Origin of the sequence: Rahnella ecdela (assembly GCF_019049625.1) — a bacterium.
GTDB classification, from domain to species: Bacteria; Pseudomonadota; Gammaproteobacteria; order Enterobacterales; family Enterobacteriaceae; genus Rahnella; species Rahnella ecdela.
Genome location: NZ_JAFMOY010000119.1, coordinates 1 through 22,991 on the forward strand (window position 1 = coordinate 1; position 22,991 = coordinate 22,991).

The window sequence follows — 22,991 nt, forward strand, 5'->3', positions numbered from 1 at the left end:
CTTCTGGTGCGTTATCGATCTGGTCGAATGCGCGTGCAGAACCGCCGTAGGTTTTAGCCAGAACGGTAGTGATTGCTGCAGTCAGGGTAGTTTTACCGTGGTCGACGTGGCCGATAGTACCAACGTTGACGTGCGGTTTGTTACGTTCAAATTTTTCTTTAGACACGGCTATATTCCTTACTCTTGTGCTCTCCCTTCATAGAGAGAGCACGGGATCATTGTGTTTAAACCAGTGGCTTATTTGCCACGAGCTTCAATAACGGCCAGGGCCACGTTATTCGGCGCATCATCGTACTTCAGGAATTCCATGGAGTAAGATGCACGGCCTTTGGTCAGTGAACGCAGCTGAGTCGCATAACCGAACATTTCGGAAAGCGGAACTTCAGCATGAATCACAACGCCAGTAGCGTTAGATTCTTGACCTTTCAGCATACCACGACGACGGCTAAGGTCACCGATGACGTCACCAGTGTTCTCTTCCGGAGTTTCTACTTCAACCTTCATGATCGGCTCAAGCAGAACTGGTTTCGCTTTCTTAAAGCCATCTTTGAAAGCGATAGAAGCGGCCAGTTTAAACGCCAGCTCGGAGGAGTCAACGTCATGGTAAGAACCGAAGTGCAGACGCACGCCCAGATCTACTACCGGGTAACCCGCCAGTGGACCAGACTTCAGCTGTTCCTGGATGCCTTTGTCAATCGCGCTGATGAATTCGCCAGGAATTACACCGCCTTTGATTTCGTTGACAAACTCATACCCTTTCGGATTTGTGCCAGGCTCTAATGGATACATGTCGATCACAACGTGACCGTACTGACCACGACCACCAGACTGCTTAGCGTGTTTACCTTCAACATCGGTAACTTTCGCGCGGATAGCTTCACGGTATGCAACCTGCGGCTTACCGACGTTAGCTTCAACGTTAAATTCACGACGCATACGGTCAACCAGGATATCCAGGTGAAGTTCACCCATACCTGCGATGATTGTCTGACCAGACTCTTCATCAGTCCAAACGCGGAATGATGGGTCTTCTTTCGCCAGACGGCCCAGAGCCAGACCCATTTTTTCCTGGTCAGCTTTGGTTTTCGGTTCTACCGCAACGGAGATTACCGGCTCAGGGAATTCCATGCGTTCCAGAATGATTACGTTATCTGGATCACACAGGGTATCACCTGTAGTCACGTCTTTCAGACCGATCGCTGCGGCGATATCGCCTGCACGAACTTCTTTAATTTCTTCACGCTTGTTAGCGTGCATCTGAACGATACGGCCCAGACGTTCGCGCTGTGATTTCACTGGGTTAAATACAGTGTCACCAGAGTTGACGAGACCGGAATAAACACGGAAGAACGTCAAGTTACCCACGAATGGGTCAGTAGCGATTTTGAACGCCAGAGCAGAGAACGGCTCGGAATCGTCAGAATGGCGAACTGCAGGAGTGTCTTTACCGTCATCCAACAGGCCGTTGATAGCTTCAACGTCGGTTGGTGCTGGCAGATACTCAACAACAGCATCCAGCATTGCCTGTACGCCTTTGTTTTTAAACGCAGAACCACAGGTAACCAGGATGATTTCGTTGTTCAGAACGCGCTTACGCAGAGAAGTTTTGATCTCTTCTTCGGTCAGCTCTTCGCCACCAAAGAATTTCTCCATCAGCTCATCAGAGCCTTCAGCAGCGGCCTCGACGAGTTTCTGACGCCATTCTTCAGCCAGTTCTTGCATGTTCGCAGGGATCTCTTCGTATTCGAAGGTCACGCCCTGATCAGCTTCGTTCCAGTTGATAGCTTTCATCTTCACCAGGTCAACAACACCGGTGAATTTTTCTTCCGCGCCGATTGCCAGTTGCAGTGGCACCGGAGTTGCGCCCAGACGTTTTTCAATCTGGTCAACAACTTTCAGGAAGTTAGCACCCATACGGTCCATTTTGTTAACGAACGCGATACGAGGAACTTTATATTTGTTTGCCTGACGCCATACGGTCTCAGACTGTGGCTGAACACCACCAACAGCACAGTAAACCATTACCGCGCCATCAAGAACACGCATGGAACGTTCAACTTCGATGGTGAAGTCAACGTGCCCTGGGGTGTCGATGATGTTGATGTGGTGTGGTTCGAACTGCTTAGCCATACCTGACCAGAAACAGGTGGTCGCAGCGGACGTGATGGTAATACCACGCTCCTGCTCCTGCTCCATCCAGTCCATGGTGGCTGCGCCATCATGCACTTCACCGATTTTGTGGTTTACACCGGTGTAGAACAGAACACGTTCGGTAGTGGTTGTCTTACCGGCGTCGATGTGAGCACTGATACCAATGTTACGGTAGCGCTCAATGGGTGTTTTACGAGCCATTTGATTCCTCTATAACTAGGACGTTCAAGTTCAGTTAACCCAAGCGGGTTGGCTTCTTGAAGCGCCCGCTTGGTTAGCATAACTACTGCGAAGTGATTACCAGCGGTAGTGGGCGAACGCCTTGTTGGCTTCAGCCATACGGTGAACGTCTTCACGTTTCTTAACTGCAGTACCTTTGTTCTCTGCAGCATCAGAAAGTTCGTTCGCCAGGCGGAGAGCCATGGATTTATCACCGCGTTTACGAGCAGCTTCAACGATCCAACGCATTGCCAGAGCATTACGACGAACCGGACGGACTTCAACTGGAACCTGATAAGTAGAACCACCTACGCGGCGGGACTTAACTTCGACAGTCGGACGAACGTTGTCCAGAGCGACTTCGAAAGCTTCCAGGTGGCCTTTACCGCTACGTTGAGCCAGGGTCTCAAGAGCAGTGTAGACGATTGCTTCTGCAGTAGATTTTTTACCATCTACCATCAGAATGTTTACGAATTTAGCCAGCAGTTCGGATCCGAACTTAGGATCTGGCAGGATTTTACGTTGACCAATGACGCGACGACGTGGCATGGAAATACTCCGTTGTTAATTCAGGATTGTCCAAAACTCTAAGAGTTTATTTTGACAGTAATGTAAAAATGTTTGGCCTTACTTAACGGAGAACCATTAAGACTTCGGCTTTTTAACGCCGTATTTAGAACGAGATTGCTTACGATCCTTAACGCCTGAACAGTCCAGCGCGCCACGGACGGTGTGATAACGCACACCTGGCAAGTCTTTTACACGACCGCCACGGATCAGGATCACGGAGTGTTCCTGCAGGTTATGACCTTCACCGCCGATGTAGGAGGTAACTTCAAAACCGTTAGTCAAACGTACACGGCATACTTTACGCAGTGCGGAGTTTGGTTTTTTAGGGGTGGTAGTATATACACGAGTACATACGCCACGTTTCTGCGGGCAAGCTTCCAGCGCTGGAACGTTGCTTTTAGCAACCTTCGTAGAGCGTGGTTTGCGTACCAGCTGATTAATTGTTGCCATTAAAAAGCTCCTGGATTTTGGTTCATAAACTACTTTGTAAACGCGTGATAAATCGCCCCACAAAAAGCATTAGCTAATATGGGGACGCAGAATTTTAGGGCTGACCTAAGAGGGTGTCAAGAAATATACAGCACATCAGTAAATCACCATGCTGTTTGCTGGGTGTGTTTCTCAGTCAGCGCGACGAATCCAGTATAGTCGATCAATGTGATTTTGTGCGAAATTTGACCAACCAATCCTCGGGCTGCCAGATCTTCGCTGAGGGCATAAACTGACTGAACATGCCGGCTGAGCAGGTTACAGGCCTCGCTGCCATCGATCGCAGCCAGTACGCCATCCTGCATCAGCAAAAGTGCATCTTCCTGAGTGACCAGCTTAACAATCAATGAGAAATCACATTGTTGCGGGGAACGGGCAAGAGTAAAAAGCATGAGGTTTCCTGATTTAAAACGTCATCACCACATCAAAACTGGCCAGACGTCCGCGAATTTCTGCCGCGGACAGCGGCTCCACATCCAGCACCCATTCATGTCCCACAGACAATCCACGTGACTTCAGAGAGTCCTCACAGACAAAGCACTGGTCGACGTCGTAAAGTGATAACACACCGAATGTGGCAATATAATTACGGGCGAGAATTTTTTCGGGTTGCTGTGCTGGCATGAGCTGAAAAACACCATCAGCCATAAAAAATACGCCGATCTCTTCCGTCAGGGCTGACGTTGCCAGCAGCGCATCGAGGCCTTCTCTTCCCGCCGAAGTGCCGTGCGGGCCCTGAGTAAATACAAACGCTATCTTCTTCATTGCCTGGTCCTGCCATAGTCCATCAGAACTGCACCATGCGGTCGCAGGTCAGCGACGCTTCTGCGAGGCTGCCCAATCCGGTCAGAGCAAAACCGGCTTGTAAATTCGTCTGACCGTGTCCCTGATTATGGGCTTCTGTTTCATCGATGACACCGCGACGTAATGCTGCTGCCACGCAAACATTGAGAGCAACCTGATGGTCCGCTGCCATACGCTGCCAGGATCTGACGAGGTCAAATTCATCGGAAGCAGGTGCAGAAAGCATATTGCCGTTAAGGACGCCTTCACGATAAAAAAACACGCTGCCCAGCTGATGACCGCAGCTTATCAACGCCAGTGCGAACTGATACGCTGCACTGGCTTGTTGTGTTCCGTATGCAGGACCGGTTACCAGAAGGCAATAACGCAGTTTCAACGCTCGTTCCCCACCAGATCCCCGCTTTTAAACTGGCGGATATACAGGTAAACCGTGTGCTTGGAAATATTCAGACGGTCAGCGACCTGATTGATGGCATCTTTGATATCAAAAATACCCTTTTCATAAAGATTCAGCACCACCTGACGGTTCTTCGCATTGTTGGAAACATTGCGGTCAGCGTTCACTTCTTCAATGGTGAATTCCAGCGTTTGTGCCACGAGGTCATCCACAGAAGAGGCAAAGTTTACCGACGATGCCACTTCCTGAGTTTCTGGCGGCATAAAGGTCTGAATAATTTGCGAGAAAGGTACGTCGAGATTCATGTTGATACAAAGAAGACCAATGACACGCTGCTCACGGTTACGAATGGCGATGGTGACAGATTTCATCAGCACACCACTTTTCGCACGGGTGAAATAGGCTTTGGACACATTGCTGTCCGCGCCGGTCATATCATGCAACATGCGCAGGGCTAAATCGGTAATCGGTGAGCCGATCTTACGGCCGGTATGCTCACCATTTGCAATACGAACCGCTGAACATTTCAGGTCTTCCAGTGAATGCAGAACAATTTCGCAATGCTCACCGATCAGCATCGCAAGCCCGTCCACCACGGCCTCGTATGAAGACAAAATCTCATGATCGACCTGGCTGAACGGACGTTGGTCCAGCAAATCCAGTTCACCGGTTTCGCCAGTTATAAGCGAATTAGACATCGAAGCTACCACCCTCTCTATCGCGCCTTCCAACGGGAGTCAGGACGCATTATTCATCATTTCACGGTCGTTACTGTATCAAAGACACAGATAAAACGGCCTTACGATTATATGGATCTGTGACGTTATGCCGGGGAAACAAAAGCGTCAAGTTATCATCATAGAGTAACCTCAATAAAATGAAGGCCGGGCCCGAAGAAAAGTTAAAGGCGAAAAAAAACCGCCGCATTTAGCGACGGTTTTCTGTAACAGCTCAATAGCAAATTAGTTTGCTTTTGGTGCCGCTTCAGCTTCAGCTGGTTTTTCAGCTGCTTTCGGGTCAGCCTTCGGTGCCGCTTTCACGTCCAGCAGTTCAACATCGAACACCAGAGTGGAGTTAGCAGGGATCCCCGGGACGCCAGTTTTACCGTAAGCCAGTGCTGGTGGAATGACCAGCTTGATTTTGCCGCCTTTCTTAATGTGTTTCAGGCCTTCGGTCCAGCCTGGGATAACACCATCAAGACGGAAGGACAGTGGCTCGCCGCGGGTATAAGAGTTATCAAACTCAGTACCGTCGGTCAGAGTCCCTTTGTAGTTTACTACAACGGTGTCACTGTCTTTAGGTGCTGCGCCAGTACCTGGTTTTTCTACCTGATACAGCAGCCCTGATTCAGTCTTCTTCACGCCTTTTTCTTTGGCGAAATCAGCACGGAATTTGTCGCCTTTGTCAGCATTAGCTTTAGCGTCCTGCTCCATCTTAGCCTGTGCAGATGCTTTCACACGGCCTTCGAAGGTTTGCAGAGTTTGCTCAATTTCCTGATCGGACAGTTTGCTTTTGTTAGCAAACGCATCCTGAACACCGGCGATCAGCTGGTCTTTATCCAGTTTGATGCCCAGCTTTTCTTGTTCTTTCAGGGAGTTGTCCATATAACGACCCAGTGATGCACCCAGAGCATAAGCAGCCTGCTCGTCGTCGCTTTTGAACTTGGTCTTATCTGTTGCTGCCGGTGCAGCTGCAGCGGCTGGCGCAGGAGCAGCAGCGGCCGGTGCGGTGGCTTCAGCAGCCATAACCTGAGTGGCATTCAGGGCAATTGCCATGGTGGTTGCCAGCAGAGTTACTTTAAACAGTGATTTCATCCATTTCTCCAAGACCAGAAGCGTATGACCTCTGGTAATAATTACGAAAGTTCGGCGGTTACTATAACTGTCCGTCTCACGACAAAACAATCTCTATACACGCCATTAGCGTCATATTCAGACCTTTTTTGCATCAATTAGTTTCGTCTGGCTATGAAGAGTCCGAGATAAAGCACCGCTGAGTTCAGGCAATTAAGCCGGTTTACGGGTAGAATCGCCGGTCTACAATACAGTATGGGGTTCCGGTCAGTGCTCAATCTGATCAACTTGAGCCGCACAATGAGGGAAAGATTATGGACTCAAACACCGTTGAACAACGTCTGGAGATGCTGGAAAACAAGCTGGCTTTTCAGGAAATCACTATCGAAGAACTGAATTTGATCGTCACCCAGCACCAGCTGGAAATGAGCAGACTGCATGATCACCTGCGTCTGCTGACAGATAAACTGCGCGCCAGCCAGCCATCAATGATTGCCGACCAGTCGGAAGAAACGCCTCCGCCACATTATTGATTCTGTTTCTGACGCAACAAAAAGGCGCCCATAAGGCGCCTTTCGTTTTTATCGCTTTGCAGGCAAAGTGATCAGTGGCAACCGCAGCCGCCGTTACCGCCACAACCGCCTTTTTTACCGTGATCATGACCGTGGTCGTGATCATGGTCGTGGCCGTGACCACCGCAGCAGCCTTCGCCGTGTTCATGGTCGTGATCATGGTCGTGTCCGTGTTCGCCGTGAACGTGGCCGTGAGCGAGTTCTTCTTCGGTTGCTTCACGGATTGCCACAACTTCAACGTGGAAGTTCAGATCCTGACCTGCCAGCATGTGGTTGCCATCGACAACAACGTGGTCGCCGTCAACTTCAGTGATTTCAACAGGAACCGGGCCCTGATCGGTGTCAGCCAGGAAACGCATACCCACTTCCAGCTCATCAACACCCATGAAGACGTCTTTAGGTACGCGCTGAACCAGGTTTTCGTCGTAGTTGCCGTAAGCGTCGTTTGCGCCAACATGCACGTCAAATACATCACCAATTGCATGACCTTCCAGCGCAGTTTCCAGACCGGAGATCAGGGAACCGTGACCATGCAGGTAATCCAACGGCGCGCTCACCGGAGATTCATCAACCAACACACCGTCTTCTGTACGTACCTGATATGCCACGCTGATGACCAGGTCTTTTGCTACTTTCATGATAACTCCTACCGTTGGAAACTCAATTTGTTGTCTGCGGGCGTTTCATAACGCACGCAACTTCGCTTAAGGCTAATTCAGTGACGGCCACTTTTCGATGAGATCATCCTGAAAAGCGCGACCGGATAAATTTGGCGAAGAGTGTAGCGGAAATCCGCGTCTCTGTACTACCAGCATAAAAAAACACGAGCAATAACGCTACTTCGGATCGAAAATACCAATCACCTGCTCTTCCGGGCGAAGCTTCTTGCTGACCTGAGCATCGGTCTGACGCTGATGGTGCCCGCACTTCACACACTCCACCACTTCAACCTGATCTTCCTGCCATAAAGCCAGCGTATCCATCGCCTTACATTTCGGACATACCGCACCAGCGATAAACCGTTTACGGGTTGTAGCCATGTTACTTCTCCTGAAAGTTGCGACATTGCGTCCGGTCATTTTTCATTCAGACGGCAAAATTATTTTTCCGCCAGCCGGACTATTCGTCGTCGTCCCAGCCATCTAGCTGACGACGTTCGTTATGCATTTCGCTCTGGAAGATATCCTCCAGCTCGCGCCGTGCTTCTTTCACACGGGAAATCTGCGCTACGTCGCCGCGATTTTGCGGCACCAGTTCACGCAGCATCCGCATGTCGAGACGGCGGAAATGTTGTTGCGCGCGATACGCACTGTGCGGATGCATACCCAGCGTGACAAGCGCCTTTTTGCCTAATTCCAGCGCACTGGAGAACGTCTCACGGGAGAAATTAGCTACACCGGCCTGCAACAGTTCATGCGCCTCAACACGTCCACGGGCGCGCGCCAGAATATTCAGATGCGGAAAATGCTGCTGACACAAATGCACGATGGTCATGGTGTCCGCGGGCTCATCACAAGTGATCACAATCGATTTTGCCTTTTCAGCCCCCGAAGCCCTGAGCAATTCGAGCTCCGTTGCATCGCCGTAATACACTTTATAGCCGTAGGTCCGCATCAGACCGACGGCGCTAATATCACGCTCAAGCACCGTGATGCGCATTTTATTTGCCATCAGCAAGCGTCCGATCACCTGCCCGAAACGTCCGAAGCCGACGATAATCACCTGCGGCTCATCATCCTGCACAAAATGCTTTTCGTCGCTCTCTTCACCGTCGTTGTAACGACGCACCAGGATCCGGTCGACCCATTGCATCAGTAGCGGCGTAGTCATCATTGATAACGTCACCACCACCAGCAACAAAGAAAGCTGCGATGAGGAAATCACTTTCTGCGCGCCAGCCGCCGAGAACAGCACGAAAGCAAATTCACCGCCCTGGCTCAACACGGCAGAAAACTGCAAGCGTACGGATGTCCGCAGGCCAAATATTCGCGACAACCCGTACAGCACCGCTCCTTTGACCGTCACCAGAATAATCACGCCTGCCAGAACCAGCAAAATGTGGGTGTAAAGCACGCCCAGATTCAGCGCCATGCCGACAGAAATAAAGAACAGCCCGAGCAGTAAACCCTTAAACGGCTCGATAGCGATTTCCAGTTCGTGCTGATATTCGCTTTCGGCCAGTAAAATCCCGGCGATAAACGTGCCGAGCGCCATCGAAAAGCCCAGCGTATCCATAAAGAGTGCTGAACCGAGCACCACCAGCAGCGCGGCGGCAGTAAACACTTCACGCACGCCGGAAGCCACAATCAGCCGGAAAATTGGTCGCAGCAGATAACGTCCGCCGATCAGCATTCCGCCAAAGGCCAGCACTTTCAGGCCGATCATTTCCCAGTTATTGCCGCCTTCGGAGCCGCCCGCAAGAATCGGGATCAGCGCCAAAGCCGGAATAACCGCGATATCCTGGAACAGCAGCACGGCAAAACCCAGCTGACCGCCTTCGTTACGCGTCATGCCTTTGTCACGCATAAGCTGCAACGCCATCGCCGTAGATGACATTGCCAGCCCGATACCGCCAATTACCGCGGCCTGCCAGGAAAACTTCGTCAGATAAAGCAGACCACCGAGCACCAGCGCAGTCAGGATCACCTGTCCAGCACCGACGCCAAATATTTGCCGGCGCAATGCCCACAGCTTGCCGGGATTCAGTTCCAGCCCGATGATAAACATCAGGAAAACCACGCCAAGTTCGGAGAAATGCAGAATTTCATCCACGTCGCGGATAAAACCCAGTCCCCACGGACCGATGGCAATACCGGCCAGCAAATAGCCGAGCACCGCACCAATCCCTAAGCGTTGGGCAACAGGCACGGCGACGACGGCGGCGAACAGAAACAGCAGGATCGCCATCGGAATATTGGAAACATCCATTATGCAATCCCTCCATGTGGCAACGGGGATTGCAGCCATTCGCCGTAAGCTTCGGCATGGCTTTGCAGCACATCAGGTTTCTGACGGCGCGCCCAGTAAATGATGATGGGCGTCATCCAGTGCATATGGCACATGGCTGAAGTCAGCTCGAAAGGACGCATAATGTCGGACATCGGGTAACGGTTATAGCCGCCCGCACGGTAAGCGCCCTCCGGTTCACCGGTCGTGACTACCGAACGCCAGTACTTACCATTGAGCGCATTGCCGCCTGCCCCGCTGGCAAAACCGCGCGCCAGCACGCGATCCATCCACTCCTTCAACAACGCCGGACAACTGTAGGTATAAAGGGGATGCTGGAAAACAATCACCTTATGGTCGCGCAGCAGTTGCTGCTCACGATGGATATCAATAAAAAAATCAGGATAGTGGGCGTACAAATCATGCACGGTGACATGTTCAAGCTGTTGTGCTTGTTGCAGTAAAACGCGGTTGGCGACCGAATCGGGTGATTCCGGATGGGCATACAGCAGCAAAACCTTTGGTGGCTGCGACATCAATACCTCCAAAGCGTCGTCAGGGTGCGGTTTTTCCGTTACCATGCTTCGCAAAGACAAAATGGGACGCGATACGTCTTGTTTAGATCATTATCATGACAATTTAACATACTCTCAACACGGCGCTTTATGATTGTTTTCTCCTCCTTACAAATCCGACGCGGCACTAATGTGCTGCTGGACAACGCGTCTGCGACCATCAATCCCGGCCAGAAAGTCGGACTGGTGGGTAAAAACGGCTGCGGTAAATCCACCCTGATTTCCCTGTTAAAAGGTGAAATGAGTGCCGATGCAGGCAACCTGACGTTTCCGTCTAACTGGGCTCTGGCCTGGGTAAATCAGGAAACGCCAGCGCTGGACGAACCGGCGATAGAGTATGTTATCGACGGCGACCGCGAATTCCGCCAGCTCGAAGCACAATTACAACAAGCCAACGAGCGGGATGATGGCCACGCCATCGCCACGCTGCACGGTAAACTCGACGCCATTAACGCCTGGACCATTCCGGCACGCGCCGCCAGCCTGCTCAGCGGATTGGGCTTTACTCAGAATCAGCTACAGCAACCGGTGAAATCGTTCTCCGGCGGCTGGCGTATGCGCCTGAACCTGGCGCAGGCGCTGATTTGCCGTTCTGATTTACTCCTGCTCGACGAACCGACCAACCACCTGGATTTGGACGCGGTGATCTGGCTGGAGAAATGGCTGAAAAGCTACACCGGTACGCTGGTGCTGATTTCCCATGATCGTGATTTCCTCGATCCGATCATCGATAAAATCATGCATATCGAACAGCAGTCGCTGAACGAATACACCGGTAACTACTCGTCTTTCGAACGCCAGCGAGCGACCAAACTGTCGCAACAGCAGGCATTGTTTGAAAGCCAGCAGGAAAAAGTGGCGCATCTGCAAAGCTATATCGACCGTTTCCGCGCGCAGGCGACCAAGGCCAAACAGGCGCAAAGTCGCATCAAAATGCTGGAACGCATGGAACTGATTGCACCGGCGCACGTTGACAATCCTTTTCATTTTAGCTTCCGTTCGCCGGAAAGTTTGCCCGATCCGCTGCTGCGCATGGAAAAAGTCAGCGCCGGTTATGGTGACACCACCATTCTGGAGTCGATCAAACTGAATCTGGTGCCGGGGTCGCGTATCGGCCTGCTGGGCCGTAACGGTGCCGGTAAATCCACGCTGATCAAATTGCTGGCGGGTACCATGCCGCCGCTTCAGGGTGATATCGGACTGGCGAAAGGCGTTAAGCTCGGTTATTTCGCTCAGCATCAACTCGAGTTTCTTCGTGCTGAAGATTCGCCGCTGCAACATCTGGTCCGTCTGGCCAATAAAGAAACCGAACAGCAACTGCGCGATTATCTCGGCGGATTTGGTTTCCACGGCGATAAAGTCACGGATCCGACGGGACGTTTTTCCGGCGGCGAAAAAGCACGTCTGGTGCTGGCCCTGATTGTCTGGCAGCGCCCTAACCTGCTGCTGCTCGATGAACCGACCAACCACTTAGATCTCGATATGCGTCAGGCGCTGACCGAAGCGCTGATCGACTTCGAAGGCGCGATGGTCGTCGTTTCGCATGACCGTCACTTACTGCGTTCCACCACCGACGATTTGTATCTGGTTCACGGCGGTAAAGTGGAACAGTTCGACGGCGATCTGGAAGATTATCAGCAATGGCTGGTGGACATTCAGCGTCAGGAAAGCCAGCAGGATGCGCCGGCCAAAGACGGTGGCATCAACAGCGCGCAGTCGCGTAAGGACCAGAAACGTCGCGAAGCCGATTTCCGCAACCAGACTCAGCCTCTGCGTAAACAAATCACCAAACTCGAAGCGCAGATGGAAAAACTGAGTACCGAGCTGGCATCCATCGAAGAGCGTCTGGCAGATTCCGCGATTTACGAAAACAGCCGTAAAACTGAACTGACTGAATGTCTGCAACAACAGACCAAAGTCAAAAGCGCGCTGGAAGAAACCGAAATGACCTGGCTTGATGCACAGGAACAGCTGGAAGAAATGTCGAAGGCCTTTGATCTCGACTAAATGACCGTCTGCCAGATAATGGAAAGGAGCCACGAGGCTCCTTTTTCATTTTATCTTAATGCCAGATCAACAACACACAAGCCGCAGTCAGAATACCCATCGCGATATTGAAGGTGTACCACGCGCGCTTGCTGCGCAGCAGGCGACCAATCACGGTACCGAACCCGAGCCAGATGATCCCAGAGACCAGATTCACCAGGAACATCCCGAGGCTGATACCGGCAATCGAATGGTTATACGCTGCGCCTGCCAGACTGAAACTCGCAACCGCCCCCAGTCCCATCAGCCAGGCTTTCGGATTGAGAAATTGCAGTAACCAGCCCTGATATAACCGGATCGGCTTCGGTGGCGGCGCACCGGTTTCCAGCTTTTCGTAGGCCGACGTCGCTATCTTCCACGCCAGCCACAGCAGGTAAAGGCTACCGGCGATTTTCAGGAAAAGGTGTAACGCAGGATAAACCGTGATCAGCCCGCCAACGCCGAAGGCCACCAGCAGCAAAATACTTTGCATACCGAGCATAATGCCGACCATCAGCCAGATTGAGCGTAAGAAACCGAAGTTAGCGCCGGACGTGGTTAACAACATATTGTTCGGGCCTGGGGTAATAGCGGCGACCCATAAAAATCCGAGCATAGAGAAAAATAAACCGAGTTCCATTTAATTTGGGTACTCCGACCCGAAAGATGTGCGATAGCATTGAAGCTAACAGCGTGATATTGATCGCACAAGAGCCTCTTAAGAGAAATTTATTCATCTTATGGTTGAATCCTTTCGTCCCCTGCGCGGGGCCAGTAATCCGCACATCCAGACGCTGTTACCGCGGCTGGTGCGCCGTCATGCAAAACTTAAACCTCACTGGCAAAGACTTGATACGCCGGACGGCGATTTTCTGGATTTAGCCTGGAGCGAAGACCCGGAAAAGGCGCGGCATAAACCGCGTATGATTTTGTTTCACGGTCTGGAAGGCAGCTTTTACAGCCCTTATGCCCACGGTTTATTGCAGGCGTGGAAAGACCAAGGCTGGCTCGGCGTGGTGATGCATTTTCGCGGATGCAGCGGCGAACCGAATAAACTTCAGCGGATTTATCATTCCGGCGAAACCGAAGATGCCCGCTTTTTCATTCACTGGCTCAGTGAAACCTATGGCGAAGTGCCGACGGGTGCCGTCGGCGTTTCACTGGGCGGCAATATGCTGGCCTGTTATCTCGGTCAGGAAGGCGAAAACTGTACCCTTAAAGCGGCCGTTGTGGTGTCCGCGCCGCTGATGCTGGAACCTTGTGCGTACCGACTGGAACAGGGTTCATCGCGGATTTATCAGCGTTATCTGCTCGATCAGCTCAAAGGCAACGCCTCGCGCAAACTGGCGAAATATCCGGGAACATTGCCGGTGACGCTGGCGCAACTGAAAGCCATGCGCCGCATTCGTGATTTCGACGATGCCATTACTTCAAAGGCGCACGGCTTTACTGACGCGCTCGATTATTACCGCCGTTGCAGCGGGATGCCGCTGCTGTCACAGGTCAGAACGCCGTTACTGATTATCCATGCCAAGGACGATCCGTTCATGACGCCGGACGTCATTCCGAAAGCAGAAGATCTACCGGATTGTGTGGAATATCAGCTGACGGAGCACGGCGGGCATGTCGGCTTTGTTTCCGGGAGCCTGCGTCATCCGAAAATGTGGCTGGAACAGCGCATTCCGGCCTGGATCGCTCCGCATTTAGAACCAACGACCGAACTTAAAAAGGAAGCATTGTTTTGATTATTCCCTGGCAGGAACTGGACGCCGAACTGCTCACCAGCGTGGTGGAATCCTTCGTACTTCGCGAAGGCACCGACTACGGCGAGCAGGAACGTTCTCTGGAGCAAAAAGTCGATGACGTGAAACGCCAGCTGAAAAGCGGCGAGATCGTGCTGGTCTGGTCAGAATTGCATGAAACCCTGAACATTATGCCCCGCGGCCAGTTCCGCGCAGGACAGGAAGAAGTGCCGCAGGATTGGTAAAAAGAAGTTTTAAGCCAAATTCCGAGTGATTGATCTTCCGACCAATCACTCTCATCTTATCCTCCCGCGATTGTTAAGCTTTACTTCTCCCCCCTTCCTGAAAATTGTGATCTTCATCGCAGCCTGCATTTTGCATCAGGTTTATCTTTGCGAAAATTTGTTTAACTCCATGATTTATTTATATTTATCAGAGTAATGGAACACTAAAAAAATCACTTTCTCATTAATGGATTGAAACGCACTCAAAGGAATGACCTGGGTGTGACCCGTTGTGGCAAGAGATCAATATGTTTTACGTGATGATGACTAACCCTGTTCCGAAAAGGGGTTAAACCAAGAATCCAGGGAGTGGAAAGCATGATAACCATAAATATTAATGGGTTAACGTTATGTCATAAAGGCAGTGGCGGGGTGACTCACAACACGTTGCCCGATGTGTGTAAGACACCTCCTTTTGCTGTTCCCGTACCTTATGACAACGAAGCGTATTCTGCCGATTTAACCAACGGCACCAGCAGCGTGTTTGCCGACGGCGGTAATATGATCGCCAATTTCGGCTCAAAGTTTGCACGCAGCGTTTTTGACGAGTCTGGCAGCATGGGTGGCATCAAGTCAGGGACTAACCGGGCAGAAGCTGACTGGATAAGCCATTCATTTAACGTATTTTTTGAAGGTCAGCCCGCCTGCCGGTTGACTGACAAAATGTTTATGAATCATCACAATACGGTAAACATGGCGGGGTTGTGTCAGGCCGATCTCACTCAGTTTGAATTAATCGATAAAATCTGTGAGGCCATTTGCAAATGCCGCAACCTCATTGCGCAGGAATTCAGGAAGCAAATAGATCAATTTTTCTCGGCTCCAGCACTGGGGCTGGCGCAAGAAATGATGAAGCGGTTTCTAAGTGATGACTCAGAGTTACCCCAAACCGTAGACAAAGGTTTAAAGACCGGTCCGCGCCAGCAATGTTTTGCGAAAGAGTTTAATCAGAAAGGAACAATTCCCTGGTACGGCGCAACACCGCAGGATCCGTGTTACCTGACCGAAGTACCTTATAAAATATTTTCAAAGGACCTTATTACGTCAGGCAGTGGCCGAACCACGTACAGCGAAGGCCCGACTGCTCCGGCATCGGTTAGAAGAGCGCTCGGCACAGCAAGGCAAATGGGTAAAGAACAAGTTGTTATCTGGGATCTGGTTGCCTTAAAAGATCCCGGGTTAACCGCTGAATGGGACAATATTCATCAAATTATTGAGATTAAGTTTGAGGGTGATGAAGCTACAAAAAATCAGAAAATCGCACTCAACGCAGGTATGCAGAAGAAAGTCCGCCTTATTTATGAGAAAGAGTGCGGCTGCGATGATAAGGATGACAGGGAAAAAGTGAGGATGCGACAAAAAGTAGAAGAATTTATCCGAAAACTCAGTGAGTCGGCTGCCAAAACCTTTGGTATCGCGCCGGGCGGCGGACCAATTCCCTTACTTCTGTAATCAGTTCACAAAGACAAATTTCACATCAAGGACTAAAAATGACCACACTGCAGGAGAGTATTAATATTTTCTCAGACTACCGCCTTGAAGAAGACGATATCACACGGTTTGAACCCTGTTTTTGCATCACCTTATTCAGTCTGGAAACCGTGACGAAGGAAAATGCACCCGAAAGCTTACTGACCCCCTATAAAGTTTTTTGGGAAGACTTCGGCAGTCAGGTTAACCGTATTCTTTATGACGGAAACCAGAGTTACGGAGTAAGAATTACCGAAAAAAATAAATCGGTTCCTTTTGAATGGCTGAGAAATGTCCGGAGTCGTATAAAAGATAATATAAGCGTAGAGCTTTATGCTGGGATTAATAAAAGGGACCGCAGGCTGCCCTTCCTCGACTGGGAATATAACAAGGCTTATCCTGAGTTAAGTCAACCTAGCCGTAGTTATTTCCGTATTTCATTACCCTTGTCCTGGCTGGCAGAGCGGGGTGTCAAAGGCGTTGAGGCTTACATTAAACGACTGACCGGGGACTTTCCTTTATCCTGGGGTTATGCCGGATTTGCGTTAGGTTTTGATGGTTGCGCAGTAGTAGGACACAAAGATTTAGAAGAATATATAAAACAGTGGATTAACCGACATCCCGGGATCATGTCACCCAATCCACGCATAGAATCATTGTGGACTGCGACAACAGACGGTATTACCAGTTTGGGTTGGATAACACTGTTAGGCGCTGAGTTTTGCCAACGGATGGGCGGCATCGCTGAGTTACAGCAGAAAATGTCTGCCATCGCAGAGGTTCAGGTCACTCCATTTGTGCAAAACGGCGTCCTAATCCGCATCGGTGAAACGCCGTTGCTGGGTGATACCATGAGAAATGACCGCCTCGACAGTTATCGCGCTGTAGCACAAAGATTAAAACCTCTTCATCGGATGGCCGAAAGACTGGACACGGATTATCTGTATGTCTCCGGTATGGATGATGAAGAAGAATGTAAAAAATGGTTCACCCGTTTTTTTGATCTGCCGGATATAAAATAAAATGCAGATTAACGATACACTTTGGATAATTGATAAAGAGCTAAGTATTGCACCGGTTTTAGAGATTATTTTCAGGTTTAAGAGAAATACGGAACTCGGTGAGTTTTTTGATTGTCTGTTTCCTTTATTATTAAATCTTGAAGCTTTTCCATTTTCGAATGAACAATCTATCAGCGTACTTTCGCACGATAAAGATCAGGGTGGATGGCCTGGAGCAATGACGCCAGAATTATGGTTGAAAATCCTGGCGGAGATGAAAGCAGCTGCAGTGCGAAAAATACGGAAAAAACAAACTGTTTTAAAAATTTGCGCAGTGGAGGCATTAACATCTAATTATATTGATGACCTTTGCATTTCTTTGAGTCAAAACAACTTTCCCGATCAGGCTTGTGTTGTTTCTGTTCAGCTCAGTACATCGCGGACTGATGCATGGGAACACCTGAAATATGTTCGTGACAATATTATCACAGCCATGAGTTCACGTTTTTTCTGGGCATCTTTAGGCTACCGGTTTGTTATGAATCCATTTGCACAAAAATCGGCTGTAGAAATGCAGGTATCCTGCATGCGCTATCTGGGCGCTGATTTACAAGATATCGTTTGTGTTCAGAACGGCTGGTGGTGGAATAAACTCAGAACTGTAAACTGGCAAACGACGATAAATTACGCCGATCCCGTGAAGGATGGTTGGGATGTACTCCCCGATATCGTCACATTTCTGACAGGCGAACACCCTTCAGTTTGTGATCGTAATAATATCGAACCCGATAACATGACCGTTTTTCACGAATACAAAAACCTTTCATCCAAATTGTCCCCATTCATAGTTGATAGGGATGACATGATATGGTCAGTGAATTGGGATCCTGATATCTACACGCGCTGGGCGAAAAGATGGAATGAAATTAATATTTAATACAACGTGGCCCGTGAGATATTTACTTCGGGAAAATCATCATAAAGAGAGATGGATATCATGTTTATTCCTGCATACCAGTTAGATTCATTTAAATCAGAACAAGAAGCCCTGACTTCGGCAGAAATGAGTGTCGAGGATCTGAAACACAGCGTACCGGCTATTGCCGTAAGCGGTGACGTTGCTGAAAACAGCCCGGCAAAAGTGATCGCTGGTGATGGAACAGTTGTGTTCGTTTACGAAACAGATGGCCGGTTAAGTCTTTGGTTCAGCGACGATTACTGGGAATGTGCCGGGCTTGATGACGCAGAAGAATTAATTGAAAGCGTCGAAGGCGGCATAAGTGCCGAACACTGGGCAATATTCGAAACGGAGTGATGACAACGTCGGTGTCGAACGCGGCGAAACCCTGACAGATCAATATTTTTTTAAAGCGCAGATCATGACCATAACTTTTCCGGTCTGCGCTTCATCGTTACGCAGTAAGAGGCTCACCCAACAATGGATTGCCTGCTACGCTCCTGTCACTTCTCGAATAATTATGGTAACAATAGGCTTAAATATGCGCAGCGTTAACACCAGGTCTTCACCCCCAGAAAAGACCACAGCGCGCTTGCCGGCATCACCTTTATGGAGAACAGCTCACTATGTCAGCAAAACATCCTGTCATTGCAGTGACCGGCTCCAGCGGAGCAGGCACCACGACCACCAGCCTGGCATTTCGTAAGATATTTCAGCAGCTTGGCCTGCGTGCGGCTGAGCTGGAAGGCGACAGTTTCCATCATTTCACCCGACCTGAAATGGATGCAGCGATCCGTAAGGCGCGTGACCTCGGGCGTCATATCAGCTATTTCGGGCCGGAAGCCAACGACTTTGGTCTGCTGGAAAAAAGTTTTATCGAATACGGTAAAACCGGTACCGGCCGTTCGCGCAAGTATCTGCATACTTATGACGAAGCCGTTCCCTACAATCAGGTGCCGGGCACCTTTACGCCGTGGCAGGCGCTCCCGGAACCGACAGACATTCTTTTCTATGAAGGGCTGCACGGCGGCGTCGTCGCGGACAAAATTGATGTTGCCGCTCAGGTTGATTTACTGGTCGGCGTGGTTCCTATCGTCAACCTTGAGTGGATACAGAAACTGGTTCGTGACACCGGCGAGCGCGGACATTCCCGTGAAGCGGTGATGGACTCCGTGGTGCGTTCGATGGATGACTATATCAGTTACATCACGCCACAGTTTTCCCGCACACATATCAACTTCCAGCGTGTGCCGACTATCGATACTTCGAACCCGTTTGCTGCAAAAGCCATTCCATCCCTTGATGAAAGTTTTGTAGTGATTCACTTCCAGGGACTGGACGATATCGATTTCCCTTATCTGCTGGCGATGTTGCAGGGCTCGTTTATCTCACACATCAAAACGCTGGTGGTACCGGGCGGAAAAATGGGGCTGGCGATGGAGCTGATTATGGCGCCGCTGGTGCAGCGCCTGATGGAAGGGAAAAAGATCGAATAACGGACTCAGGCGTCGTTCATCAGCAACTGACGGATAAACCCGACATGCAATGCGACGCCAATCTGTAACGCCTCTTCATCCAGACGAAAACGCGGGTTATGCACGCCGTAAGTCGCGCCAATTTTCTCATTCCCGCTGCCAATAAACAGGAAGCACCCCGGCACTTTTTGCTGGTAGGAAGAGAAATCTTCTCCGCCAAACAGCGGCTGAGTGACTTCATGCAGAGCTTGTGGTCCCAATGTTTTTTCGACCACCTGACGCGCAATCGTGCAGGCCTCAGGATGGTTATCACCGTTCACGTAGCCCCGTGTCCAGCGCAGTTCGTATGTTGCGCCATGCGCCGCCGTAATCCCTGCGATAATCTGCTCCATCACCTGCGGCACCTGTTCGCGCACATTGCTGTGATGAGTCCGCAGGGTACCGGCAAGTTTTACCCTTTCCGGGATCACGTTATAACTCTCACCACTTTGGAAGGTCGCGATAGTCAGCACCGGCACCTGAAGCGGATCAACACGACGCGCCACGACGTTTTGCAGCGCAGTGACGACTTCTGCGCCAATAACCACCGGGTCGATGCACAAATGTGGCATTGAACCGTGGCCACCTTTGCCGGTAATGATGATATCGAAGTTATCCGTGGAGGCACAGAATACGCCCTCTTTCAGCCCCACTTCGCCGGTCGGAGAATTTGGCATAACGTGCAGGCCGAAGATTTTTGCCACTCCGTCCAGCACACCCAGATCCACCAGTTCCTGTGCACCGCCAGGCGGCACTTCTTCTGCATGCTGGAAGATAAATCGCACGGAGCCATGCAACTCTGAGCGGCATTGAGTCAGCACTTTCGCAGCACCCAGCAACATCGCGGTATGAGCATCATGTCCGCAAGCGTGCATCACGCCAGGCACGGTGGAACAGAAGGGTTCATCGTTCTCTTCCTGGATCGGCAATGCATCGATGTCTGCCCGCAGCGCATACCTCGGCCCCGGATGTGCCCCTTTCAGATCAGCAATCACGCTGTTGGGCGTCAGATGTGTCAGGGTCAGTCCGCCGAAACTTTCCAGCTGCTCTGTGATGTACGCCGCCGTTTTATGCTCCTGAAAAGAGAGCTCAGGATGGGCATGAATATGTCTGCGCCAGCGCAGAACGTCCGCTTTGACTTCAGCCAGCATTGCATCGAAATTAAAAGTCATCACTCTTCTCCTCAGTTAAGCCACATCGCGCATTGGCGCACGAGGTTTCACTGCCAGCGGCAGGATAGCCAGACCGGCCATCACCATAGCCAGCGCCAGAAATACAAACGTAGAAAGATAGCCGTGGCTGGCGGTAATGAGATATCCCATCGCAATCGGCGCCACAAATCCGCCGAGGGTTCCGCCGGTATTAATGATCCCCATCGCCGCACCCATGACGTCAGAAGGCAGGCGTTTCATCGGCAGCGTAAAGACAGTCACAAAGGAGGTCATCAGGAAAACGTAGCCGAGGAACAGGAACAGCCCGGCCGTAACTGCCGATGCCGACGTAAAGACCAGCCAGATGCACAACGCGCTGAGCAGTGCGCAGCAGAAAATGACCTTCGGCTCATTGCCCTGCATGTATCGCCCGACCAGCCATCCGGTCGCCAGCGACGAAATCCAGATACCCAGTCCGCCGGTAGCAACCACCAGGCCGGATACGTCGAGCGACATCCCGCGCTGCTGCACCAGATATTTCGGCAACCACGCCATCAGGCCGTAAGACGGAATATTGATGCAGAAAATTGAGATAAACAGCAGCAGGACGATGGGATTTTTCAGCAACTCGCGATAACCGGTTTTCGCGCCCGGGCGGGCTTCCGCTTTCGGTGGATTGGGCACAAAAATCACAATCGCGGCAGCAATGGTGAACGCCAGTAATCCGAGAATAGAGAAGGAACCGCGCCAGCCAAGGTGATCAAGGCTGTACACTGCAATCAGCGGCCCGGCGGTCATCGCCAGCCCGGCGGAGGACAGCAAAATCGACTGAGCAAAAGTACGTTTCTCCACTGCAAAATTAGACACCACCGCTTTGGCGCATGATGCGGGATAACCGGAATGGCCGACGCCGGAGAGAAAACGGAATGTGACCAGTAATCCCAGGCTAAAGCCCAGTGCCCCGAAACACAGCGCGAAGCCGCCCAGCAGGAACAATGATGTGCCGAGCACTTTTTTATAGCCGAACCGATCATTCAGCCAGCCCGCGGGGATCTGAAACAATGAATAGGCCAGGAAGAAAATTCCGGTGATATATCCCAGCTGTTCCGGTTGCAGATTAAATTCGCGTTCAATCGGCAGTAATGCAAAGCCCATAACCGTTTTGTCGATATACACCACGGCATAGCCGACAAATAGCAGGAAGATCATCAGGGAACGACTTTTCATAGCGGATATCCCTTTTTGTTATCACTACGCCAGAGATTCGCCCTGTCGGGCAAAAAGTAAAATGCGACATACGTCACGTAATCAACTGAATAACAACGCATTATTTTCACATTGCTGACGCTATCAGCTTTACAGCGCGGCCATAAGATGCAATTTTTGGGCGGGTGATGCTTTTTACTGATAGGAGTCCAATGCGCTATTTGCCGAAATTACAGCAACTGAAGGTTTTCCAGCAGGTTATACGCAGTGGCAGTATTCGGGGCGCAGCGCGGGCGATGGGACAATCGCAGCCAGCCGTCAGCCGGACATTACGGGAACTGGAACAAGCGCTCGATACTCAGCTGATTGTGCGTGGCAATCAGGGGATGACGCTGACCGAAACGGGTCGGGCGTTTTCCCGCCGCATGCAGTTTATTCTGGAAGAACTCGAGCGCGCCGCGGACGAGATACGCCAGATTGACCAGTATTCTCAGGGTTCTGTCGCCATTGGATTATCCTCGCTGCTGGCGCTGACGGTCTTGCCGGGGCTGGCCGGAGAATTCAAGACGCAGTTTCCGCAGTCCAAACTGCTCATCAAAGAGGGGCAACTCTCCACACTATTACCTGCGCTGCGCGAGGGAAAACTGGATTTTGCCGTCGGTACCGCCGGACCGGGGTTACCGCTGGAGGATCTCGTGCGCGAACCGCTGTTCAGCGCGCCTTTCGGCGTTATAGCCCGGCGCGGACATCCGCTGGCGGGTGCCACCACGCTTGAAGAATTACAGTACGCACGCTGGTTGTTACCTGAAACGGATATGGGGTATTACCAGCAAATCAGGCTGTCGATGGGCGGATTTCATCAGCCGGCAGCAGAAATGCCGGTGCATACTGATTCGGTGGTGTGCGGGCTGAATATGGTATTGCAGACTGATTATCTGACTATTGTGGCGCGGGCGATGAAAGCGCCGTTCGGACTGGAAGACAGATTATGTCTGCTTAATATCGACGCCCTGCCGCAGGCGGAATATTGTGTACTTTATTCGCAAAAATCGCCGCTGACGTTTGCCGCGCGACGATTTTTGGATTTACTGCGCAACCAGTGCCAGTCCTACGACTGGACCTGA

General features: G+C 51.0%; 26 protein-coding genes. 10 read left to right on the forward strand and 16 right to left on the reverse strand.

Going from position 1 to position 22,991, the window contains the following annotated elements:
- From J1784_RS07875 to fkpA, 9 genes are all read right to left on the reverse strand, one after another.
- The coding region (locus J1784_RS07875) for a GTP-binding protein (RefSeq protein ID WP_238485321.1) at positions 1-166 on the reverse strand (166 nt) is incomplete at its 3' end.
- Between the two features lie 71 nt (positions 167-237).
- Entirely contained in the window at positions 238-2,352 is a 2,115-nt protein-coding gene (gene fusA / locus J1784_RS07880) for an elongation factor G (protein WP_217148725.1), read from the reverse strand.
- A gap of 96 nt (positions 2,353-2,448) precedes the next feature.
- The gene (rpsG, locus tag J1784_RS07885) at positions 2,449-2,919 is read right to left on the reverse strand and encodes a 30S ribosomal protein S7 (RefSeq protein WP_005969574.1); all 471 of its coding nucleotides are present in this window, start codon (positions 2,917-2,919) and stop codon (positions 2,449-2,451) included.
- Between the two features lie 96 nt (positions 2,920-3,015).
- Positions 3,016-3,390, reverse strand: coding sequence for a 30S ribosomal protein S12 (gene rpsL, locus J1784_RS07890; protein WP_013573668.1), 375 nt, complete (start codon positions 3,388-3,390; stop codon positions 3,016-3,018).
- A gap of 143 nt (positions 3,391-3,533) precedes the next feature.
- Complete coding sequence (gene tusB, locus J1784_RS07895) at positions 3,534-3,821, reverse strand: sulfurtransferase complex subunit TusB (protein ID WP_217148726.1); 288 nt, start codon at positions 3,819-3,821, stop codon at positions 3,534-3,536.
- Between the two features lie 13 nt (positions 3,822-3,834).
- Positions 3,835-4,194 (reverse strand): sulfurtransferase complex subunit TusC, encoded by a 360-nt coding sequence (gene tusC, locus J1784_RS07900; protein WP_217148727.1) that lies wholly within the window; start codon positions 4,192-4,194, stop codon positions 3,835-3,837.
- 22 nt (positions 4,195-4,216) lie between these two features.
- Positions 4,217-4,609, reverse strand: coding sequence for a sulfurtransferase complex subunit TusD (gene tusD, locus J1784_RS07905; protein ID WP_217148728.1), 393 nt, complete (start codon positions 4,607-4,609; stop codon positions 4,217-4,219).
- Positions 4,606-5,328, reverse strand: coding sequence for a helix-turn-helix transcriptional regulator (locus tag J1784_RS07910; RefSeq protein ID WP_013573664.1), 723 nt, complete (start codon positions 5,326-5,328; stop codon positions 4,606-4,608). Before J1784_RS07910 ends, tusD begins: the two co-directional genes overlap by 4 nt.
- Before the next feature lie 264 nt (positions 5,329-5,592).
- Positions 5,593-6,444 carry an FKBP-type peptidyl-prolyl cis-trans isomerase gene (fkpA, locus tag J1784_RS07915; RefSeq protein WP_217148729.1) on the reverse strand — a complete coding sequence of 284 codons (852 nt, stop codon included), beginning with the start codon at positions 6,442-6,444 and terminating at the stop codon, positions 5,593-5,595.
- A 293-nt stretch (positions 6,445-6,737) separates the two neighbouring features.
- Here fkpA and J1784_RS07920 point away from each other — a divergent pair, with 293 nt between their 5' ends.
- Entirely contained in the window at positions 6,738-6,956 is a 219-nt protein-coding gene (locus J1784_RS07920; RefSeq protein ID WP_112288598.1) for a protein SlyX, read from the forward strand.
- 71 nt (positions 6,957-7,027) lie between these two features.
- Here J1784_RS07920 and slyD read toward each other — a convergent pair whose 3' ends face one another.
- From slyD to kefG, 4 genes are all read right to left on the reverse strand, one after another.
- A complete protein-coding gene (gene slyD / locus J1784_RS07925) occupies positions 7,028-7,633 on the reverse strand; it encodes a peptidylprolyl isomerase (RefSeq protein ID WP_217148730.1) in 606 nt (201 codons plus the stop codon).
- A 198-nt stretch (positions 7,634-7,831) separates the two neighbouring features.
- The gene (locus J1784_RS07930) at positions 7,832-8,035 is read right to left on the reverse strand and encodes a YheV family putative zinc ribbon protein (protein ID WP_013573660.1); all 204 of its coding nucleotides are present in this window, start codon (positions 8,033-8,035) and stop codon (positions 7,832-7,834) included.
- Positions 8,036-8,114: 79 nt separating this feature from the next.
- A complete protein-coding gene (kefB, locus tag J1784_RS07935) occupies positions 8,115-9,923 on the reverse strand; it encodes a glutathione-regulated potassium-efflux system protein KefB (RefSeq protein ID WP_217148731.1) in 1,809 nt (602 codons plus the stop codon).
- Positions 9,923-10,477 carry a glutathione-regulated potassium-efflux system ancillary protein KefG gene (gene kefG / locus J1784_RS07940; RefSeq protein WP_217148732.1) on the reverse strand — a complete coding sequence of 185 codons (555 nt, stop codon included), beginning with the start codon at positions 10,475-10,477 and terminating at the stop codon, positions 9,923-9,925. Before kefG ends, kefB begins: the two co-directional genes overlap by 1 nt.
- Positions 10,478-10,606: 129 nt before the next feature.
- Between kefG and J1784_RS07945 the strand changes: the two genes are divergently transcribed.
- Entirely contained in the window at positions 10,607-12,523 is a 1,917-nt protein-coding gene (locus J1784_RS07945) for an ABC transporter ATP-binding protein (protein ID WP_217148733.1), read from the forward strand.
- A 55-nt stretch (positions 12,524-12,578) separates the two neighbouring features.
- On the opposite strand, the gene J1784_RS07950 is transcribed toward J1784_RS07945, so the two are convergent.
- Positions 12,579-13,181, reverse strand: coding sequence for a LysE family translocator (locus J1784_RS07950; RefSeq protein WP_217148734.1), 603 nt, complete (start codon positions 13,179-13,181; stop codon positions 12,579-12,581).
- A 100-nt stretch (positions 13,182-13,281) separates the two neighbouring features.
- On the opposite strand from J1784_RS07950, the gene J1784_RS07955 reads away from it, so the two are divergent.
- The 7 genes from J1784_RS07955 (at position 13,282) to J1784_RS07985 (ending at position 19,492) form a co-directional block, all read left to right on the forward strand.
- Positions 13,282-14,286: a hydrolase gene (locus J1784_RS07955; RefSeq protein ID WP_217148735.1), complete on the forward strand. Its 1,005-nt coding sequence runs from the start codon at positions 13,282-13,284 to the stop codon at positions 14,284-14,286.
- Complete coding sequence (locus J1784_RS07960; protein WP_217148736.1) at positions 14,283-14,528, forward strand: YheU family protein; 246 nt, start codon at positions 14,283-14,285, stop codon at positions 14,526-14,528. Before J1784_RS07955 ends, J1784_RS07960 begins: the two co-directional genes overlap by 4 nt.
- A 357-nt stretch (positions 14,529-14,885) precedes the next feature.
- Positions 14,886-16,019, forward strand: coding sequence for a DUF4150 domain-containing protein (locus J1784_RS26485; RefSeq protein ID WP_238485448.1), 1,134 nt, complete (start codon positions 14,886-14,888; stop codon positions 16,017-16,019).
- A 38-nt stretch (positions 16,020-16,057) separates the two neighbouring features.
- Complete coding sequence (locus J1784_RS07970; RefSeq protein ID WP_217148737.1) at positions 16,058-17,059, forward strand: type VI immunity family protein; 1,002 nt, start codon at positions 16,058-16,060, stop codon at positions 17,057-17,059.
- A gap of 1 nt (position 17,060) precedes the next feature.
- On the forward strand, positions 17,061-17,975 hold the full coding sequence (locus J1784_RS07975) for a hypothetical protein (protein ID WP_217148738.1): 915 nt from the start codon (positions 17,061-17,063) through the stop codon (positions 17,973-17,975).
- 60 nt (positions 17,976-18,035) lie between these two features.
- The gene (locus J1784_RS07980; RefSeq protein ID WP_217148739.1) at positions 18,036-18,353 is read left to right on the forward strand and encodes a hypothetical protein; all 318 of its coding nucleotides are present in this window, start codon (positions 18,036-18,038) and stop codon (positions 18,351-18,353) included.
- A gap of 269 nt (positions 18,354-18,622) precedes the next feature.
- A complete protein-coding gene (locus tag J1784_RS07985) occupies positions 18,623-19,492 on the forward strand; it encodes a phosphoribulokinase (RefSeq protein ID WP_112288608.1) in 870 nt (289 codons plus the stop codon).
- Positions 19,493-19,497: 5 nt separating this feature from the next.
- Here the strand turns inward: J1784_RS07985 and J1784_RS07990 are convergent, their stop codons facing one another.
- Entirely contained in the window at positions 19,498-20,682 is a 1,185-nt protein-coding gene (locus J1784_RS07990; protein ID WP_217148740.1) for an amidohydrolase, read from the reverse strand.
- 15 nt (positions 20,683-20,697) lie between these two features.
- Complete coding sequence (locus J1784_RS07995; protein WP_217148741.1) at positions 20,698-21,888, reverse strand: MFS transporter; 1,191 nt, start codon at positions 21,886-21,888, stop codon at positions 20,698-20,700.
- Between the two features lie 191 nt (positions 21,889-22,079).
- On the opposite strand from J1784_RS07995, the gene J1784_RS08000 reads away from it, so the two are divergent.
- Positions 22,080-22,991 carry a LysR substrate-binding domain-containing protein gene (locus tag J1784_RS08000; protein WP_217148742.1) on the forward strand — a complete coding sequence of 304 codons (912 nt, stop codon included), beginning with the start codon at positions 22,080-22,082 and terminating at the stop codon, positions 22,989-22,991.

What these genes read in the sequence shown, in the direction of transcription:
- fusA (WP_217148725.1), bottom strand. Translation starts at nt 2,352, where the DNA reads ATGGCTCGTAAAACACCCATTGAGCGCTACCGTAACATTGGTATCAGT.
- rpsG (WP_005969574.1), bottom strand. Translation starts at nt 2,919, where the DNA reads ATGCCACGTCGTCGCGTCATTGGTCAACGTAAAATCCTGCCAGATCCT.
- rpsL (WP_013573668.1), bottom strand. Translation starts at nt 3,390, where the DNA reads ATGGCAACAATTAATCAGCTGGTACGCAAACCACGCTCTACGAAGGTT.
- tusB (WP_217148726.1), bottom strand. Translation starts at nt 3,821, where the DNA reads ATGCTTTTTACTCTTGCCCGTTCCCCGCAACAATGTGATTTCTCATTG.
- tusC (WP_217148727.1), bottom strand. Translation starts at nt 4,194, where the DNA reads ATGAAGAAGATAGCGTTTGTATTTACTCAGGGCCCGCACGGCACTTCG.
- J1784_RS07910 (WP_013573664.1), bottom strand. Translation starts at nt 5,328, where the DNA reads ATGTCTAATTCGCTTATAACTGGCGAAACCGGTGAACTGGATTTGCTG.
- fkpA (WP_217148729.1), bottom strand. Translation starts at nt 6,444, where the DNA reads ATGAAATCACTGTTTAAAGTAACTCTGCTGGCAACCACCATGGCAATT.
- J1784_RS07920 (WP_112288598.1), top strand. Translation starts at nt 6,738, where the DNA reads ATGGACTCAAACACCGTTGAACAACGTCTGGAGATGCTGGAAAACAAG.
- slyD (WP_217148730.1), bottom strand. Translation starts at nt 7,633, where the DNA reads ATGAAAGTAGCAAAAGACCTGGTCATCAGCGTGGCATATCAGGTACGT.
- J1784_RS07930 (WP_013573660.1), bottom strand. Translation starts at nt 8,035, where the DNA reads ATGGCTACAACCCGTAAACGGTTTATCGCTGGTGCGGTATGTCCGAAA.
- kefB (WP_217148731.1), bottom strand. Translation starts at nt 9,923, where the DNA reads ATGGATGTTTCCAATATTCCGATGGCGATCCTGCTGTTTCTGTTCGCC.
- kefG (WP_217148732.1), bottom strand. Translation starts at nt 10,477, where the DNA reads ATGTCGCAGCCACCAAAGGTTTTGCTGCTGTATGCCCATCCGGAATCA.
- J1784_RS07945 (WP_217148733.1), top strand. Translation starts at nt 10,607, where the DNA reads ATGATTGTTTTCTCCTCCTTACAAATCCGACGCGGCACTAATGTGCTG.
- J1784_RS07950 (WP_217148734.1), bottom strand. Translation starts at nt 13,181, where the DNA reads ATGGAACTCGGTTTATTTTTCTCTATGCTCGGATTTTTATGGGTCGCC.
- J1784_RS07955 (WP_217148735.1), top strand. Translation starts at nt 13,282, where the DNA reads ATGGTTGAATCCTTTCGTCCCCTGCGCGGGGCCAGTAATCCGCACATC.
- J1784_RS26485 (WP_238485448.1), top strand. Translation starts at nt 14,886, where the DNA reads ATGATAACCATAAATATTAATGGGTTAACGTTATGTCATAAAGGCAGT.
- J1784_RS07970 (WP_217148737.1), top strand. Translation starts at nt 16,058, where the DNA reads ATGACCACACTGCAGGAGAGTATTAATATTTTCTCAGACTACCGCCTT.
- J1784_RS07975 (WP_217148738.1), top strand. Translation starts at nt 17,061, where the DNA reads ATGCAGATTAACGATACACTTTGGATAATTGATAAAGAGCTAAGTATT.
- J1784_RS07980 (WP_217148739.1), top strand. Translation starts at nt 18,036, where the DNA reads ATGTTTATTCCTGCATACCAGTTAGATTCATTTAAATCAGAACAAGAA.
- J1784_RS07985 (WP_112288608.1), top strand. Translation starts at nt 18,623, where the DNA reads ATGTCAGCAAAACATCCTGTCATTGCAGTGACCGGCTCCAGCGGAGCA.
- J1784_RS07990 (WP_217148740.1), bottom strand. Translation starts at nt 20,682, where the DNA reads ATGACTTTTAATTTCGATGCAATGCTGGCTGAAGTCAAAGCGGACGTT.
- J1784_RS07995 (WP_217148741.1), bottom strand. Translation starts at nt 21,888, where the DNA reads ATGAAAAGTCGTTCCCTGATGATCTTCCTGCTATTTGTCGGCTATGCC.
- J1784_RS08000 (WP_217148742.1), top strand. Translation starts at nt 22,080, where the DNA reads ATGCGCTATTTGCCGAAATTACAGCAACTGAAGGTTTTCCAGCAGGTT.